Origin of the sequence: Vibrio sp. bablab_jr001 (genome assembly GCF_016464285.1) — a bacterium.
Classification (GTDB): domain Bacteria; phylum Pseudomonadota; class Gammaproteobacteria; order Enterobacterales; family Vibrionaceae; genus Vibrio; species Vibrio fluvialis.
On sequence record NZ_JACDWZ010000106.1, the window covers coordinates 158,307 to 174,420 of the forward strand.

15 protein-coding genes are annotated in these 16,114 nt (G+C 52.2%); 4 read left to right on the forward strand and 11 right to left on the reverse strand.

Features of this window, described 5'->3' with window-relative positions:
• Nucleotides 1-22 precede the first annotated feature (22 nt).
• From JIG40_RS20800 to JIG40_RS20850, 11 genes are all read right to left on the reverse strand, one after another.
• Entirely contained in the window at nt 23-1,261 is a 1,239-nt protein-coding gene (locus JIG40_RS20800) for an allantoate amidohydrolase (protein ID WP_199466018.1), read from the reverse strand.
• 63 nt (nt 1,262-1,324) lie between these two features.
• Nucleotides 1,325-2,557, reverse strand: a complete 1,233-nt coding sequence (locus JIG40_RS20805; RefSeq protein WP_199466019.1) for an alanine--glyoxylate aminotransferase family protein — start codon at nt 2,555-2,557, stop codon at nt 1,325-1,327.
• Nucleotide 2,558: 1 nt separating this feature from the next.
• Nucleotides 2,559-4,124, reverse strand: a complete 1,566-nt coding sequence (locus JIG40_RS20810) for a gamma-glutamyltransferase family protein (protein WP_199466020.1) — start codon at nt 4,122-4,124, stop codon at nt 2,559-2,561.
• Nucleotides 4,125-4,140: 16 nt separating this feature from the next.
• Complete coding sequence (locus tag JIG40_RS20815) at nt 4,141-5,316, reverse strand: amidase (RefSeq protein ID WP_061055626.1); 1,176 nt, start codon at nt 5,314-5,316, stop codon at nt 4,141-4,143.
• 88 nt (nt 5,317-5,404) lie between these two features.
• On the reverse strand, nt 5,405-6,403 hold the full coding sequence (locus JIG40_RS20820) for a bile acid:sodium symporter family protein (protein WP_158129218.1): 999 nt from the start codon (nt 6,401-6,403) through the stop codon (nt 5,405-5,407).
• Nucleotides 6,404-6,445: 42 nt separating this feature from the next.
• On the reverse strand, nt 6,446-7,264 hold the full coding sequence (locus tag JIG40_RS20825; protein WP_199466021.1) for a MurR/RpiR family transcriptional regulator: 819 nt from the start codon (nt 7,262-7,264) through the stop codon (nt 6,446-6,448).
• Between the two features lie 19 nt (nt 7,265-7,283).
• Nucleotides 7,284-8,012, reverse strand: a complete 729-nt coding sequence (locus JIG40_RS20830) for an amino acid ABC transporter ATP-binding protein (protein WP_020430926.1) — start codon at nt 8,010-8,012, stop codon at nt 7,284-7,286.
• The gene (locus JIG40_RS20835) at nt 7,999-8,649 is read right to left on the reverse strand and encodes an amino acid ABC transporter permease (RefSeq protein WP_199466022.1); all 651 of its coding nucleotides are present in this window, start codon (nt 8,647-8,649) and stop codon (nt 7,999-8,001) included. The genes JIG40_RS20830 and JIG40_RS20835 overlap by 14 nt, the downstream gene beginning before the upstream one ends.
• 12 nt (nt 8,650-8,661) lie before the next feature.
• Entirely contained in the window at nt 8,662-9,330 is a 669-nt protein-coding gene (locus JIG40_RS20840; protein ID WP_020328595.1) for an amino acid ABC transporter permease, read from the reverse strand.
• Nucleotides 9,331-9,345: 15 nt separating this feature from the next.
• Nucleotides 9,346-10,137 carry a transporter substrate-binding domain-containing protein gene (locus JIG40_RS20845; RefSeq protein ID WP_020328596.1) on the reverse strand — a complete coding sequence of 264 codons (792 nt, stop codon included), beginning with the start codon at nt 10,135-10,137 and terminating at the stop codon, nt 9,346-9,348.
• Between the two features lie 273 nt (nt 10,138-10,410).
• The gene (locus JIG40_RS20850) at nt 10,411-11,853 is read right to left on the reverse strand and encodes an NCS1 family nucleobase:cation symporter-1 (protein ID WP_024375343.1); all 1,443 of its coding nucleotides are present in this window, start codon (nt 11,851-11,853) and stop codon (nt 10,411-10,413) included.
• A 279-nt stretch (nt 11,854-12,132) separates the two neighbouring features.
• Here JIG40_RS20850 and JIG40_RS20855 point away from each other — a divergent pair, with 279 nt between their 5' ends.
• The 4 genes from JIG40_RS20855 to JIG40_RS20870 all read left to right on the forward strand — a co-directional run bounded on the left by JIG40_RS20855 (nt 12,133) and on the right by JIG40_RS20870 (nt 16,109).
• Nucleotides 12,133-12,804 carry a GntR family transcriptional regulator gene (locus JIG40_RS20855; protein WP_020430931.1) on the forward strand — a complete coding sequence of 224 codons (672 nt, stop codon included), beginning with the start codon at nt 12,133-12,135 and terminating at the stop codon, nt 12,802-12,804.
• Nucleotides 12,805-12,807: 3 nt separating this feature from the next.
• Nucleotides 12,808-13,539: an aspartate/glutamate racemase family protein gene (locus JIG40_RS20860; RefSeq protein WP_199466023.1), complete on the forward strand. Its 732-nt coding sequence runs from the start codon at nt 12,808-12,810 to the stop codon at nt 13,537-13,539.
• Nucleotides 13,540-13,561: 22 nt separating this feature from the next.
• Nucleotides 13,562-14,488, forward strand: coding sequence for an allantoinase PuuE (gene puuE / locus JIG40_RS20865; protein WP_199466024.1), 927 nt, complete (start codon nt 13,562-13,564; stop codon nt 14,486-14,488).
• Between the two features lie 235 nt (nt 14,489-14,723).
• A complete protein-coding gene (locus JIG40_RS20870) occupies nt 14,724-16,109 on the forward strand; it encodes a nucleobase:cation symporter-2 family protein (RefSeq protein ID WP_172571277.1) in 1,386 nt (461 codons plus the stop codon).
• The last annotated feature ends 5 nt before the right edge of the window (nt 16,110-16,114 follow it).

Genomic DNA, 16,114 nt, shown 5'->3' on the forward strand with positions numbered 1-16,114 from the left:
TTTAATTGGCCGATGATAACTGTTAGCGAAAGCGTTTGACCATCTCAACAAAGCAGCTGAGCGCAGTCAGCACATCAGCTTCCATCACTTGTTCTCGCGGATTATGACTGATCCCTTTCTCGCAGCGCACAAACAGCATGCCAATGTCGGTGAGCTTGGTCATTGCCAGCCCGTCATGCCCTGCACCACTCGGCAGGAAACGTGGCGCGATCTGCGTAACAGTTTCGACCACATCCGCCCATTGTTGCTGAAGTTTATCGTTGCACAGCACCGCTTCGGCCTGGTAGATGTTTTCGTGGTGAAAAACCAAGTTGCGATTGCGTGCAATGTCGGTCAACTGCTTCAGCAGATCAACTGTACACTGCTCCAGCGATGGTTGAGACAGGCTGCGAATGTCAATCGTGAAACGTGTTTCGCCAGGAATCACATTGACAGCGCCCGGCAACACGTCACATTTACCAACGGTTGCAACAATCCTATTTTGCTGCGCGAACTTCTCGATGGCGATGATCATTTCCGCAGCGCCACACAACGCATCGCGGCGTAAATCTACCGGTACGGTACCAGCGTGGCCGGCCATGCCTTTTACTTGGCATTGAAAGCGCTTCGCGCCCGCGATGCCCGTGACCACTCCTACTGGCAGATTTTCCGTTTCCAGGACCGGGCCCTGCTCAATATGCACTTCCAGATAGGCCAGAGTTTCCTTTGCTGTACGTGCGTCGCAGCCCGCTTGGTTCGGGTCAAGGCCAAAGGTGCGCATCGCTTCCGCCATCGAAATGCCATCAGCATCTTTCACGTTCAGCCATTGCGGATTAAAGCATCCGGCCACGCCGCTGGAACCGATCAACGTGGTGTTAAAACGGGTGCCTTCTTCATCGGCAAACGCAACCACGTCGATATGAAATGGAAACGCTTCATCCGCCAGTTGAGCGAGCGTTTCGATGGCCAGAATCACGCCTAAATTGCCGTCATATTTGCCTGCATTAGTGACGGTGTCACTGTGAGAGCCGAGGATCAGCGTCGGTTGGGTTGGATTAGCGGACACTTTACGCCCCCACTGATTGCCGACACTGTCTTGCCATGTTTCAAGGCCCGCTTCACGCATCCATTGCGCCAATTGGTCATGGGCGGCACGATGCTGTGGCGTCAGATAGGCGCGCGTAATTGCGCCCTCGTCAGCGCTGAATTGAGCCAGCGCGTCTGCTTGCTCCATCAGCTTTTTTGCCTGCTGCGCCATGGTATTTTTTTCTGCTGTAATCATCAGCGCTCCTTGCGTTGATTCACCAAACTCACGTTGTGTTCTGTATGCACCTTACTGGTGTGATTAGGCATAGAATTCCATTGCTGCAATGACCGATTGCCCCGGCACAATCGCCGCTTTGTGTTTGATCAGAATCGCTTCCAGCGCCGCCAGCGTAGCCAACACGCATTCTTGACGTGCGTTATACCCCATGGTACCGATGCGCCAAATTTTGCCATGCAGCGGACCAAACGAGGTGCCAATTTCAATCCCGAAGCGTTGCAGCAGCTCAAGGCGAATCGCATCACCATTCACATTTGCCGGAATGTAGACACCTACCACGTTGTTCATTTTGTAAGCTTGGTTGCCGAACAATTCCAAACCCATGGCACGAAGGCCTGCCGCCAACGCATCCCCTGCTTGTTTATGGCGTGCAATCACCTTGTCTGCGCCTTCTTCAAGGAAAAGGCGCGCACATTCACGTGCGGCATAGAGCATCGACGTCGCTTCCGTATGGTGGTTCAAACGTTCCGGGCCCCAGTAATCCATGATCATCGCCAAATCGAAGTAGTTGGACTGAATCATCGCCTCTTCACCTTGGGTGTGGTGGTCGGCGCGAATGCCCGCTTCGACGTGTTTACGGCGGTTAATCAATGCTGCGCAGCGATCGCTTAAGGTAATGGGCGCAGAACCGGAAGGACCGCCAAGGCATTTCTGCAAGCCAGCCGACACCGCATCAAGATGCCATTCGTCGACTTTAAGATCGTTCCCCGCAATTGACGCGGTGGCGTCACAGTAGAACAGCACGCCATAACGCTGACAGATTTCGCCCATCTCTTTGAGCGGCTGGTTCATTGTGGTGGACGTATCGCCTTGAACGGTCGCGAGCAGCTTAGGTTGAAACGCTTTGATTGCCGCTTCGACTTTTTCCGGCGGGCACACTTCCCCCCATTCGATATCGATGGTCTTCACTTCACCGCCAACACGTTGGGCAATTTCACACAGCAAGTGACCAAAGCGGCCAATCACCGGTACCAGCACCTTGTCACCGGGCTGTAACACCGAAACCAATACCGCTTCAATGCCGGAACGCGCCGTGCCATCCACCAACATGGTTTGCTGGTTTTGGGTCTGGAAAACACCACGATACAGTGACTGTACCTGATTCATGTAGCCGGTCATGACCGGGTCGTACTGCCCAATCAAAGATTGAGAAATGGCCTGATGAACGCGTGGGTAGGCATTGATTGGTCCCGGCCCCATAAGCAGACGCTGCGGAGGGTTCAGGGTTTCAAAAAGTTCGTTTTGGGCGGTCATGTTATTCTCCAAGTAAACTGGTTCCATCACTACGAGGATCGCTGGTCGCACACGCCTTTCCATGCGTATCGAGAATGATTGCGCCAGCGTGTCCCATGAGTTCGTTGCAATCGGCCACAAAGGTGACATCGTGGCCACGTTGTTTTAACGCATCGCCATATTGCTCATACAGCGATTGTTCAAGTCGTAAATTGTTGGTGCTGTTACCCCACGTGCGGCCAAGCAGCCAGCGCGGCGCAGCAATCGCATCACTGAGCGAGAAATGTTGATAGTGGTAGCGGCTAAACAGGCACGCTTGTGTTTGTGGCTGGCCTTCGCCGCCCATGGTGCCGTAACTCATGCGGCGACCATCGGCGAGTTCGGCATAGGCCGGATTCAAGGTATGGAACGGCTTTTTACCCGGCGCCAACACATTGTGGTGACGCGCATCGAGCGAGAAACTTTTTGAGCGAATGTTCCACAAAATGCCCGTTTCTGGCAAAAACACGCCCGAGCCGAACTCCCAATACACGCTTTGAATAAAGCTCACCATGGTGCCGTATTGATCGCTCGCGCCCATCCAAATGGTATCGCCCGGTTTGGCCTCATGCGGCCAAGGCAGCGCCTCACTTAAGGAAACATTGGCCGCACATTGGTCGACGACTGAGTCGATGAGCCACTCCTGAAGCGGCTGACTTAAAAACTCTTCGTCGCACACTTCTCGATCGCGAATGATGAAGGCTTGTTTGGTCGCTTCAACCAGCAGATGAATATGGTCGACTTCGCTCTGCGCTTGTGACGCCAGCCGATCGTAAATCGCCAGAATCAGCAGTGATGCCACACCTTGCGTAGGCGCGCCAAAGTTGTATAAACGCCCTTTTGCGGTGTTGACGGTGAGCGGTGCCAACACTTTTGCCTGATGAGCATGAAAGTCGTCCAACGTCAGCGGGCTGCCTGCGGCTTGCAGCTCTTTCGCTGCGGAGGCGGCGATCTCGCCGCGATAGAAATCATCCAGCCCACGTTCAGCCAAGGCTTGTAGTGTGTTGGCGAGCGCCTCGTTCACTAAGGTATCGCCGACTTTGAGCGTTTTGCCTTGCTTGAGAAAGTTCTGCGCAAAAGCTTGCAATGAGGCCAGGCGTTCAAAGGTTTTCTCGCTGGCGTTGACTAAGCTTTGCGTCACTTCCACACCGTCACGGGCAGCATCAATGGCAGGTTGTAGCAACTCGGTTAACGTGAGCGTACCCGCGTCTACTTCCAGCGCTTTTTGCCAAGCCGCAATGGTGCCGGCCATGGTAATCGCCGATTCACCGCCGCTGAATGGCAGTTCATCACCCAGCGCGCGATAGTGTTCGACATCCACATTCAACGCTGCGGCGCCGCAGCCATCGATGGCAACGGGTGTCTGGCCAGCTTTGGCGATCAGCCAAAAACTGTCACCACCGATGCCGTTCATGTGCGGGTATTGCACCGCAATCATCGCGGCAGCGGCGACCATGGCTTCACTGGCGGTGCCGCCAGCGTCGAGAATTTGCTGACCGACTTGCGCGGCCTTAAAGTGCGGGGCAGTAAATGCCGTTTGATGCTTCATTCACGTTCTCCTTAACTTAGCCGTTGTAGACGGCTTCACCCGTTACGAACAGAGTCTCTTCCTGATGAGGCAAACCCATCAGTGAGATACCGCACGGGCCTTCTAATAATTCTTCCATAGGCAGATGGAGTTGCGGTAATCCCGACAGTCCTGCAATGCTGGTCAGTCCCATCAACTGTGAGCGATAGACCGCCAGTTCATCAGCCGGCATCGTCAGTGACGGCGGACCCGATGGCGTAGTCGGCATTGCCCATAGGCAACGTTGTTGTTTCAGGTGTGTCAGCACCTGTTGCTGAAAGTCCTGTTGCCGGGCTTTCGCGTGTTCATACTGCTCATGAGTGATGGTTCTGGCCCACTCCACACGCTCCCAGATCGCCGGATCCAGGCTGTCGCCATACAGCGTGAGCCACGCATCGTGATGTTCGATAATTTCAAAACCTTGAATGGTGCGAAACAGTAAGCTCAGTTCGGTCAGTGACCAGCCGTTTTGTGCCAGGACATTGCCTTGAATAATCTCAATCCCCGCGCGCTGACACTGCTGACTCAAACGTTCAATACGAACAGCGCTCATCACCGCTTGGCACTGCGCATCGAGATAAACGCGCGTCACCCGTTCGCCAGATTGATGACGTGCCGCCAGCACCGACCACACATCGCGCATCAGGCGCAATTCGCGCGTAAAAATGCCGGCGGTATCGAAACTTTTCGCTAATTCAAAACAGTGGGAAAGATCAAGCGTGCCGAGAGTTGGACGCAAGCCAAACAATCCGCAATAACTGGCAGGCACTCGGATCGAGCCGCCAGTGTCGGTGCCGATAGCAAAGTCACACTCCTCATTCGCGACTGCGACAGCGCTGCCACTGGATGAACCACCGGGAATGCAATTCGGCGCTTTCGGATTGATGGGCGTGCCGTAATGACTATTCTGACCATTGAGGCTGTAGGCCAACTCGTCGGTTTGAACGCGGCCAACGCATTCAGCGCCCTGCCCGAGCAGCGCGGTGATCAGTGGTGACGTGGCCGTCGCAATTTGATGGGTTTTCAGCCAGGTTGGATTGCCAGCGCCTGTGGCGTAGCCTTCGACGTCGAATAAATCTTTGAAGACAAATCGGGTGCCAGAGAGCGTTCCCTGCGCGGTAGCGGGCAGCGTGTCTGGCCCCTGAGAGCAATAAATACGAGCGTCCTTACTCATTGTGCATCCTTACGTGATGTTCCTTTCAGGCGCTGAATCCGCAGCGCCTGACCTTGTTGATTTTTTGAAGCGGTTTGGCTGATGCTACTTAATTGATCACCGTCTTCAGGGATTCGCTTTGGCGCGCGTATCGGTTTGCCAGTACCGCGCAGTAGAAAATCTGAATCGGGTGATACAGCATGATGGGCAGCAGAATCATCCCCAGCGACGGATCCGCGCCGAAAATAACCTTCGCCATCGGAATTCCCGCGGCCAGCGTTTTCTTCGTACCACAGAACACCGCAGCCACTTCATCCGGCAACGTAAACTTGGTGCGGCGCGCGCCCCACTGAATGAGGTGTACCATGACCAACAGAATCACTGTACAAATGATGATTGATGTAGCCAGCAGGCCAACCGAGAACTCACTCCAGATGCCATTCACCACAGAATCACAGAAGGCGTTGTAGACGATTAAGAGAATGACGTATTTGTCGACTTTATTAACCACTGCTTTGTGACGGTCAACCCACGCAACCAAGTATGGACGCATGATCTGACCTGCAATCATCGGCAGCAGCAACAGTTTGGAAATTGAAATGACCGAGTCCAGCAAATCCAGTTGTACGCCTTCAAATCCCATGAAAAGTTGAATCAAAAGTGGAGTGATGAACACGCCAAGAATGCTGGAAAGCGAAGCGTTAAAGATAGCGCCCGGGACGTTCCCTTTGCCGACACTGGTCATCGCCACCGACGACGAAATGGTGCTTGGCAGAACCAGCAAATAACAGAAACCGAATGCCAATGCAGAAGGCATGTAAGCCAGGAACGCTTCGCCGAAAATCACCCACAGAATCGGGTAAACCACGAACGTTGCCATTTGGATATAAACGTGCAGGCGCCAGTTAGTCAGCCCCGCTTTGATTGCTTGTGGAGAAAGCCCCAGTCCGTGCAGGAAGAATACAATCGCGATACCAATTCCGGTCAGTTGATCCAGATGGATCACTCCACCAGAACGGCCAAATTCAGACGTAACAGTCGCCAGCGCGATGGCGACAACCATCCCGACAAGAAACCACTCCTTTTTTAGTTTTGCTAATACATTCATATTGTTATTTTTGCTCTTTGTTGTGTTATTCAACGGTTCCTGTTATTCCACTTCGTTCAACTGCGCATAGCTTTGTGAGATATGGCGACTGAGTTTCGCGGCATTCTGTCCAAGGTGTCGATACACCTTGTTAACCAGATATGATATTAAGCTCATGGGCACCGCATAGCTATCCAAAGGTGCCTGATTATTCATGTGACAGACCAGAAAATGTGCAACGGAGTCAGCGTACTTCTGCCCGGATTGATCCGTAATTAACAAACTCGGTTTGCCATTCAAATGTTGAATGATTTTCTCAAACTGAGCGATGCGACGACGGATACCAATCACAATCACAAAATCGTCATTCGTAATCGAGACCAGATCTTCTCCCAAGGTCTGGCCTGGTAACGGCAGCAATTCCACGTTGGCGCGGCACTGCATCAGTTGCTGACGAAAATGCATCGCCAACGGATAACTGTTGCGATAGCCGATGATTTTCACCCGTTTGGCGTTGGCGATGGCCTCAACCAATTCCGTGACGTCCAGCGTCGCTAACTGCGCCCACAGCTGTTCCAAGGCGCGCATATCGTGTTGAATTTCCGGGTCTTCGATGCTGGATGTTAATACCGGAATCCCCTTTTCTCGCTCCTGCATCAATTCCTGACGGAGTGCAACATGATCGTCATAACCCAGTTGACGAATAAAGCGACTCACACTGGTTTTCGATACCGAGCATGATTCAGCGATTTCTGCCGTCGACAGCATTAAAATCTTTTCCGGATTCAGTTGTAGATAGTCGGCCACCCTGCGGCTGCTTTCGGTCAAGCGTGAATACTGCTGGGTAATTCGTTCACTGAGTGAGTGGTGATTATTGGTCATGCTGACTCCATCTGGATGATTAACGAACGGCGGACAAAAAGCTTTGCAGTTCCGGGGTCTGAGGCGCGGCAAACACGGTTTCACTCGGTCCCGTTTCCCACACTTTACCCTGATTCATAAACACCACGCGATCGCCCACATCGCGGGCAAAGTTCATTTCGTGAGTCACCAGAATCAGTGTCATCCCTTCCGCTTTCAGTTGTTCCAGCACTTTCAGCACTTCGCCAACCAGCTCCGGGTCCAGCGCTGACGTAATTTCATCACACAACAGCACTTTCGGATTCATGGCTAATGAACGTGCAATCGCCACGCGTTGTTGCTGCCCGCCGGACAGATTGGTTGGATACGCATCAAACTTATCCGCCAGACCGACTTTTTCGAGCAGTTCACGAGCCAGTGTTTCACACTCTTCACTGCTTTTCTTTAATACCAGCTTTGGTGCCAGCATCACGTTTTCGCCGACAGTCATGTGCGGGAAAAGGTTGAAGCTTTGAAACACCATGCCCACACTGCGGCTCAACAGACGTAATTTGTAATCGTCGTTTTCTACCGCTTGGCTATCCACAATGATCACGCCTTCCTGATAGTCTTCCAAGCCATTCATACAGCGCAGCAGCGTACTTTTCCCTGAGCCACTGCGGCCGATGATCGACACCACTTCACCCGGATTTATTTTTAAGTCGACCCCTTTCAGGACGTGGTTTTCGCCATAATATTTATGGACTTGTTCAACACTAACGAGCGACATGGTTTCGAGTCTCCAAATATCGGGCTAACGCAGAAAGCGGAAAGCAAATGGCAAAGTAAAGCAGTGCAACCAGCGCGAAGACTTTGAACGGCTGGAATGTGGCGTTGTTGAGCATGGTGCCGGCTTTGGTCAGTTCAACGAATCCGATGATGGACGCCAGTGCAGTGCCTTTGACAATCTGAACCGAAAATCCGACCGTTGGCGCAATGGCCAGACGCGCGGCTTGCGGCGCAATGATGTAACGCATGGTTTGCAGGTAGCTCAGCCCCAAAGTGCGGCACGCTTCCCACTGGCCTTTTGGCAGTGATTCTATGCAGCCGCGCCAGATATCGTGAAAAAAAGCGCTGCTGAATAACGTCAATGACAACACGGCGGCTGTCCAGGCACTGACTTCCACGCCCTCCAGGGATAAACCAAAGAAGGCGAGAAACAGCTGCATCAGCAGCGGCGTGCCCTGAAACAGTTCCACATACAGCTTGATGACGCCGGTAAAAACGGAGTGTCGCGTGCTACGTAGCAAGGTAATAAACAGTCCGAGCAACCCGCCGCCCACAAAAGCGATCAGCGACAGTGCGACAGTCCAGCGAGCGGCCATCAACAGGCTGCGAAAAATATCCCAATCGGTAAATTGCATCATGGTGGCGCTCTCCTACAACGACGGGTTCTTAAACGCGACACGCTTAACGAACGCAAACATCTGGCGCATCACAATTGCAAGCACCAGATAAATCGCCGCCGTCAGCATGTACGATTCAAAACTCAGAAAACTGCGCGACTGGACGAAGTTGGCCGCGAACGTCAGATCTTCCACCGAAATTTGTGACACCACCGCAGAACCTAACATCACAATGATGCACTGGCTGACAATCGCCGGATAAACGCGTTGATACGCAGGCGGAATCACAATGCGTGTAAAAATCTGCATGCGGGTCAATCCCAGCGTTCTTCCCGCCTCCCACTGCCCTTTTGGCGTTGCTTCGATGCCAGCGCGAATGATTTCCGCCGAATACGCACCCAAGTTAATCACCATCGCAATCACGCCCGCCTGCCAGGCGCTGAGTTTGATGCCGAGTGCCGGCAGACCAAAAAAGATAAAGAACAACTGCACGATAAACGGGGTGTTACGAATCACTTCGATGTAGCAGGTGCAGACAAACTTCAGCCATTTGGCCTGACTGGTTTTTGCTCCCGCACAAAGCGTGCCGAGCAACAGTCCGCCAACGGTTGAGATGATGGTCAGTTCTACGGTGGTTCCTAGCCCTGCCACAAACTGTGGCAGGTAAGGAGTCAAACCGCTAAAGTCCAACTGATAGCTCATGCTTCGTCCTTAACGTTACGCACCCAGGTCCGCAGGAAAAGGTGCTTTTAACCATTTTTGCGAGAAACCTTCCAACACACCGTCTTGTTTTGCTTCGGTGATCAGGCGGTTCACTTCTTTTAGCAGTGCTTCTTCGCCCTTCATCACACCCACATAACACGGTGAGTTTTTGAGCAGAAACTTCGTTTGTGGCGCTTTGGCCGGATAACGGGTTGCGATTTCTGTCACCACCAGATTGCCGGTAGCAATCAGGCTCACCTGTCCAGACAGGAATGAGGACAACGTTGCGTTGTTATCTTCAAAACGTTTGATCGTGGCGTCGCTCGGCGCAATCTTGCTCAGTTCCAAATCTTCCACTGAGCCGCGTGTCACACCGATGGTTTTGCCGCTCAGATCCTGCGCGCTGGTCACCGCTTCATCCGATGAGCCGAATACGCCGAGATAGAAAGGCGCATACGCCGCACTGAAATCGATCACTTTTTCACGTTCCGCATTCTTACCCATGCTCGAAATCACCAAATCCACTTTACCGGTTTGCAGGTAAGGAATTCGGTTCGCACTGGTAACTGGCACCAGTTCCAGTTTGACATCGAGCTTTTGGGCCAGATACGCGGCCATATCAATGTCGTATCCGTGAGGCTTTAGGTCGGTACCGACAGAACCAAAAGGCGGAAAGTCTTGGGGTACGGCAACTTTCAACACACCTTTCTGTTGGACAGACTCCAGTTGGTCGGCTTGCGCTGTGGTCGCGCCGAACAACAGGCTGGCGGACATGAGTACACTCGACATCGCTGCAAATAATTTCATTGTGAATCTCCTTATAGATAATGAAACGTTTGAAACATTTATCAAATAGTTTGCAACGATTGCGCCAACTTGAGATAAAAATAAAAACCGAAATTATTTCATTGGCTTATAACCAACTGCGATTTTTCTGGCCTTACGAATTGCTCAATTTATGAAACTTTTGGTGCAGAATCGATCAATGGTGGTGCAATCGTTTCAGAACAGTACCTAGTTCCTGTGCTTAAATGGCGGCTGAAGTTCAACCGCCTTTTCTAACCTTAGGGATTCAAAGAGTTACGCTTTATTTTTACTCAAACGCAGCGCTGGCACCCAGGAGAATTCGGTTTCCATCAGATAACGATAGACAATCGCCGCCACCCCGCCACCGATAAACAGTGCGTAGTTCGCCAAGTCGGACACCACAAACGTCGCGACGATGGCGAGCAAGCTGGCGCACACCAACGCATACACGCTGTTCATGTTCACCCCGTTGTGATACCAGTATTTGCCCTGCTTCGATTCGGTGTACAGCGACGCCACATCGATCTCGCCTTTCTTCACCAGGTAGTAATCGACAATGATGATGCCGTACAGCGGACCAATCATTGCTGCCAGCACATCCACCGTGTAGTGAATCACTTCAGGATTGTTGAACAGGTTCCAGGGGGTCAGCAGCACCGAACCGAACGCGGCAATAAAGCCACCGGTTTTAAAACTGATTTTCTGCGGCGACACGTTGGAAAAATCAAATGCGGGCGCAACAAAGTTCGCCACAATGTTGATGCCGACCGTCGCGAAGATAAACGTCATCGCACCCAGCACCGTAATTAATCCCGAGTCGAGACGTTTCACCGTTTCAACCGGATCGGTGATCATCTGGCCAAATACCGGAATCGACGCCGACACAATCACCACGCTGAATACCGAGAACAACAGAAAGTTCAGTGGCAGGCCGAGCAAGTTACCCAACTTCAATTTTTGGTAACTACTGCAGTAACGGGAAAAGTCACTGAAGTTGAGCGTTGGTCCGGCGAAGTATCCGGCAACCAGCGCGCTGGCAATGAACATCTGCACCACGACATCCCAGCCTTCGAGCTTTTTCGTGCTCAGGTTAAAGCTGATGTTGTCCCAACCCGCAAGATCAATCATATACAGACACAGCGCGAACATGGCGACGTAAATCGCCGGGCCCGACCAGTCGATGACCTTGCGAATCATGTCCATGCCGAACATGAACACGATGCCCTGAATAACCCACATGGCACTAAAACCAATCCAGCCCAGATAGGAAAGCCCTAAAAACGTTGGCTTAGCCAGGCTTTCCAGCCCGGGGAAAAAGTACAGTAACAGAATGATAAATGAACTGGACGCCAAAAAGGTCTGGATGCCATACCACACGACCGCAATCAGGCCGCGAATCACCGCGGGGATATTAGCGCCAAATACGCCGAACGACATCCGCGCCACCACCGGAAACGGCACACCCGCTTTCTGACCCGGTTTACCCATCAGGTTGGCAAACACCATCACAATCGAAATGCCAACCAATAAACTGATAAACACCTGAATACCGTTCAGACCCAACGCAAACAGGCTGGCGGCAAACACGTAGCCACCGACGCTGTGAACGTCTGACATCCAGAAAGCAAAAATACTGTACCAGCCCCACTTCTGTTCTTTATCCGGAAGCAAATCTGCGTTAGCGAGTCTGTCGCTGACTGGGAATTCCTTTTTCATCATGTCGCATCCTTGTTTTTACATTGTATACAATCCTAAATACAAGGAGCGTGCCAAAATCGAAATGTATTGAAATCACTGGCTTTCAGTGATGATACCTACTTTGGACTAGACTTAGAATGCACCACGAAAGTTCAGCGCGCCACAAGTTAGTGCATAAAACTTCAACAAATTTAAGCTTCAATGCAGGCTATGACCGATTTATTGGCTTGTATGCCTTCCACAACATGGTATACATATTGCAACGGTAATTTGTATACAACAGTAAAGAGAATGCGTATGTCTAACGACGAAAAAATTTATCAAAAGATGCTGAAAGCGATCGTCGAGCACCAGCTTCCCCCGGGCGAACGACTGCCAGAAGATAAGCTTTCAGAAGCGTTTGGTGTGAGCCGGACGGGCATTCGAAAAGTGCTGCAACGTTTGGCGCTGGAGCGGTTTGTGGTGATTCAACCCAATAAAGGCGCACAGGTTAACCGCCCCAGCCGCCAAGAAGCGGAAGAAGTGCTGGATAGCCGCATTATGTTGGAGCCGCTTCTGGTGCCTGAAATCAGTGAAAACTGGAATCTGAAAGTCGCGCAGCATTTTCGTGACATGGTGGCGTTGGAAAAACAGGCAGACAATGAAGGCAATCTCTCTAAGTCGATTCAACTGACGGCGAAGTTCCACTATGAACTGGCGCGTATGGGAAACAATCAGGTACTGGCAGAGTTTATCGAGCAGTTGTGCTATCGCTCATCGCTAGTGATTGCCGCCTACGGTACGCGCGAAAGTGTGAGCTGCGATTGTGGCGATCATGTTGAGCTGATTGATCTGCTCGACCAACGTAAAGTCGTCGAAGCACAAGAATGGATGCGTCACCACCTACTTCACATCAAACAGTCGATCTCGTTAACCGGCAAACAGGATGCTCAGGTGGACTTTAACTCGCTGTTCGCGCAAATGGATTAATCAATGAAGATTCAGCTTATCAACCCCAATACGTGTCAGGGCATGACCGACAAAATAGCACTTTCTGCGCAATCTGTATGTTTATCCAGTAGTGAGATAATTGCCCGCAATCCGGCGCATGGCCCGGAAAGTATCGAATGTGCCTTGGATGAAACCATTGCCGCCGCGGCGTTGCTCGATGTGATTGCACGAGGTGAAGCAGAAGGCGTTGATGCCCATATTATCGCCTGCTTTGGCGATCCGGCGATAGATGCCGCGCGCGAACTGGCTTCGGTGCCTGTCATTGGCATCGCGGGCGCCGCGTTTCAATTGGCAAGCCTAGTGTCACACCGCTTTGGAGTGGTGACCACCATGTCGCGCACCCTGCCTGCAGCCGAGCATCTGTTGCATCGTTACGGTTACCATCATCTGTGCTCAGGCGTTCGCGCAACAGACATCGCGGTGCTGGATTTGGAACAGATTCAGGCATCGGCCTATCAACAGTTGTTGCAAGAATGCCGGGCAGCCATCAGCCAAGACGGCGCGGAAGCAATTGTGCTCGGCTGCGCCGGGATGTCTGACTTAGCGACGGAACTTTCGGCGGCACTTAATGTGCCAGTGATTGATGGTGTGGCAGCCGCCGTCAAATTGGCCGAATCATTGCACGCACTCAAACTCACGACATCCAAAAGTGGCAACTACGCCGCGCCACTCAGCAAATCGTTTCACGGCCGTTATCAACATTGGAGCCGTTAAGTCAGTGATAAGGAACTTCGATATGGAAATCTCAAATCCTCGCGATTACATCGGCTACGGCCGCGACAAGGTGCCGGATGCCAACTGGCCAGGCGGCGCAAAGATTGCGCTGCAATTTGTCTTGAACTACGAAGAAGGCGGAGAAAACTGCGTCTTACACGGCGATCCGCACGCCGAGACCTTTTTGTCGGAAATTGCGGGCGCCGAGCCGTTTCCCGCTCGCCACATGAGCATGGAGTCCCTGTACGAATACGGTTCGCGCGCTGGGGTATGGCGCATTCTTAACGAATTTAAAAAGCGTGAATTACCGCTGACCATTTTTGGCATTGCTACTGCGTTACAGCGTAACCCAGAAGTAACACAAGCCTTCATTGAAGATGGGCACGAAATCGCATGCCACGGTTTAAAATGGATTCATTACCAAAACATGCCGATCGAGCAAGAGCGCCAGCACATGCATCAGGCGCTCGATCTGATTGAAACCCTCACGGGGAAACGCCCAATCGGTTGGTACACTGGCCGCGATTCCCCCAACACCCGCGAATTGGTCGCTGAACAGGACAGTTTGCTGTATGACTCGGATTACTACGGGGACGACCTGCCGTTCTGGACCCAAGTGCCTGACAAGAAGCATCCCGGTTCAACGCGTCCGCACCTGATTGTGCCCTACACCTTGGATACTAACGACATGCGGTTTTCCTCGCCTTATGGGTTTAGCCACGGGGAAGAATTCTTTCAGTACCTCAAGGAGAACTTTGACTGTTTGTACGCTGAAGGTGCCGAGAAACCCAAAATGATGTCGGTCGGTTTACACTGCCGCGTGATAGGTAAACCCAGTCGTTTTATGGCGTTAAAGAAATTCCTCGATTACGTCGCACAGCATAAGGGCGTTTGGGTGGCGACTCGCGAACAAATTGCCCGTCACTGGATCGAGCATCACCCGGCTTAACCCGTTGATTCTGTTTTTTACAAACCGCCGTGGCGCCCTTCCTGTCCGGCGGTTTTTTTATGCAACCCAATTTAATGCAAGTGCACCACAATCGAACAACATTTCAGCGCCAATATTTATGCGTTATATCCTAACTCGCTGAATTACCTTGACTAACTGGTCAGAAATTTACTGGCATAGTGTTTGCTGTATTGATGAAAAATATGTCAACAATATTGTATACAAGGAAGTCAGAATGTCTCACAAGGAAAGTCACGACCTGATTTACGGGCTCGACGATAAGCCAACGCCCGGCGCAGCACTGTACGCAGGCCTACAACATGTGCTGGCCAGTTTTGTCGGAATCATTACGCCTACGCTGATTATCGGCGGCGTGTTGGGATTGGGCGACCATGTGCCTTACCTCATCAGTATGGCGCTGATTGTGTCCGGTATCGGGACGTTTATTCAAGCGCGCCGCATTGGGCCAATTGGCGCAGGCATGATCTGTGTGCAAGGCACCAGCTTCGCGTTTTTGAGCTCGGTACTGGCCGCAGGCTTTATCGCCAAGGCCAAAGGCGGTGGCCCGGAAGAGATTCTGGCGCTGATCTTTGGCGTCTGTTTCGTTGGGGCATTCATCGAAATCGTACTTTCGCAATGCATTGGCAAGTTACGGCGCATCATCACGCCGATGGTCACGGGCATTGTGGTCACCACCATCGGTATTTCCCTGATTAAAGTCGGCATGACGGATTTAGCCGGCGGCGTCAACGCACCCGATTTTGGCCAATGGCACAACTTAGCGCTCGGCGCAGTCGTGTTAGTTACCATCATTGCGCTCAACCGCTCTCGTCATTTGATGGTGCGCCTCTCTTCGATTCTGGTCGGCATGGTATTGGGTTATGTGGCCGCCGCCAGCATGGGCATGGTGCATCTGGGTCACGCATTTCATCAGCCGTTGGTCAGTATTCCGGTGCCATTCAAATATGGCTTTGACTTCGACTGGTACGCTTTTGTGCCGATTGCCGTGATTTATGCGATTACTGCGATTGAATCGACCGGCGACATCACCGCCAACTGCATGATCACCAAGCAGCCCGTTACTGGCCCGACGTATTTAAGCCGCGTGAAATCCGGCATTCTCGGCGACGGCGTGAATTCAATGCTGGCCGCGATATTCAACACTTTTCCAAACACCACATTCAGCCAGAACAACAGCGTGATTCACCTGACTGGCATTGCCAGTCGCTACGTGGGTTACTTTGTCGCGCTAATCCTGTGCGTACTGGGTTTGTTCCCGCTGATTGGCGCGATTCTCACCACCATTCCCAAACCGGTGATTGGGGGCGCAACCTTGGTGATGTTTGGCACCGTCGCGGCGGCAGGCATTAAAATCATCGCGCGTGAGCGTTTGGATCGCCGCAACCTGATGATTCTGGCCGTTTCGTTCGGGATCGGTTTGGGCGTGATGCTGGTGCCGGATGTGATGAAGGAGATGCCTAAGTTGCTGCAAAGCGTGTTTGGCTCTCCGGTGACGACCAGTGGCATTGCTGCCATCGTGATGACTTTGGTTCTGCCGGAAAACCGAACGGATGCAGCCGAAAAAACCGCTTCATCCGTGGCCGCCGTCAGCGAAAGCTGATCAGC

Bases quoted from the DNA above. Each gene is read 5' to 3' on its own strand.
- JIG40_RS20800 (WP_199466018.1), bottom strand. From the start codon at position 1,261: ATGATTACAGCAGAAAAAAATACCATGGCGCAGCAGGCAAAAAAGCTG.
- JIG40_RS20805 (WP_199466019.1), bottom strand. From the start codon at position 2,557: ATGACCGCCCAAAACGAACTTTTTGAAACCCTGAACCCTCCGCAGCGT.
- JIG40_RS20810 (WP_199466020.1), bottom strand. From the start codon at position 4,124: ATGAAGCATCAAACGGCATTTACTGCCCCGCACTTTAAGGCCGCGCAA.
- JIG40_RS20815 (WP_061055626.1), bottom strand. From the start codon at position 5,316: ATGAGTAAGGACGCTCGTATTTATTGCTCTCAGGGGCCAGACACGCTG.
- JIG40_RS20820 (WP_158129218.1), bottom strand. From the start codon at position 6,403: ATGAATGTATTAGCAAAACTAAAAAAGGAGTGGTTTCTTGTCGGGATG.
- JIG40_RS20825 (WP_199466021.1), bottom strand. From the start codon at position 7,264: ATGACCAATAATCACCACTCACTCAGTGAACGAATTACCCAGCAGTAT.
- JIG40_RS20830 (WP_020430926.1), bottom strand. From the start codon at position 8,012: ATGTCGCTCGTTAGTGTTGAACAAGTCCATAAATATTATGGCGAAAAC.
- JIG40_RS20835 (WP_199466022.1), bottom strand. From the start codon at position 8,649: ATGATGCAATTTACCGATTGGGATATTTTTCGCAGCCTGTTGATGGCC.
- JIG40_RS20840 (WP_020328595.1), bottom strand. From the start codon at position 9,330: ATGAGCTATCAGTTGGACTTTAGCGGTTTGACTCCTTACCTGCCACAG.
- JIG40_RS20845 (WP_020328596.1), bottom strand. From the start codon at position 10,137: ATGAAATTATTTGCAGCGATGTCGAGTGTACTCATGTCCGCCAGCCTG.
- JIG40_RS20850 (WP_024375343.1), bottom strand. From the start codon at position 11,853: ATGAAAAAGGAATTCCCAGTCAGCGACAGACTCGCTAACGCAGATTTG.
- JIG40_RS20855 (WP_020430931.1), top strand. From the start codon at position 12,133: ATGTCTAACGACGAAAAAATTTATCAAAAGATGCTGAAAGCGATCGTC.
- JIG40_RS20860 (WP_199466023.1), top strand. From the start codon at position 12,808: ATGAAGATTCAGCTTATCAACCCCAATACGTGTCAGGGCATGACCGAC.
- puuE (WP_199466024.1), top strand. From the start codon at position 13,562: ATGGAAATCTCAAATCCTCGCGATTACATCGGCTACGGCCGCGACAAG.
- JIG40_RS20870 (WP_172571277.1), top strand. From the start codon at position 14,724: ATGTCTCACAAGGAAAGTCACGACCTGATTTACGGGCTCGACGATAAG.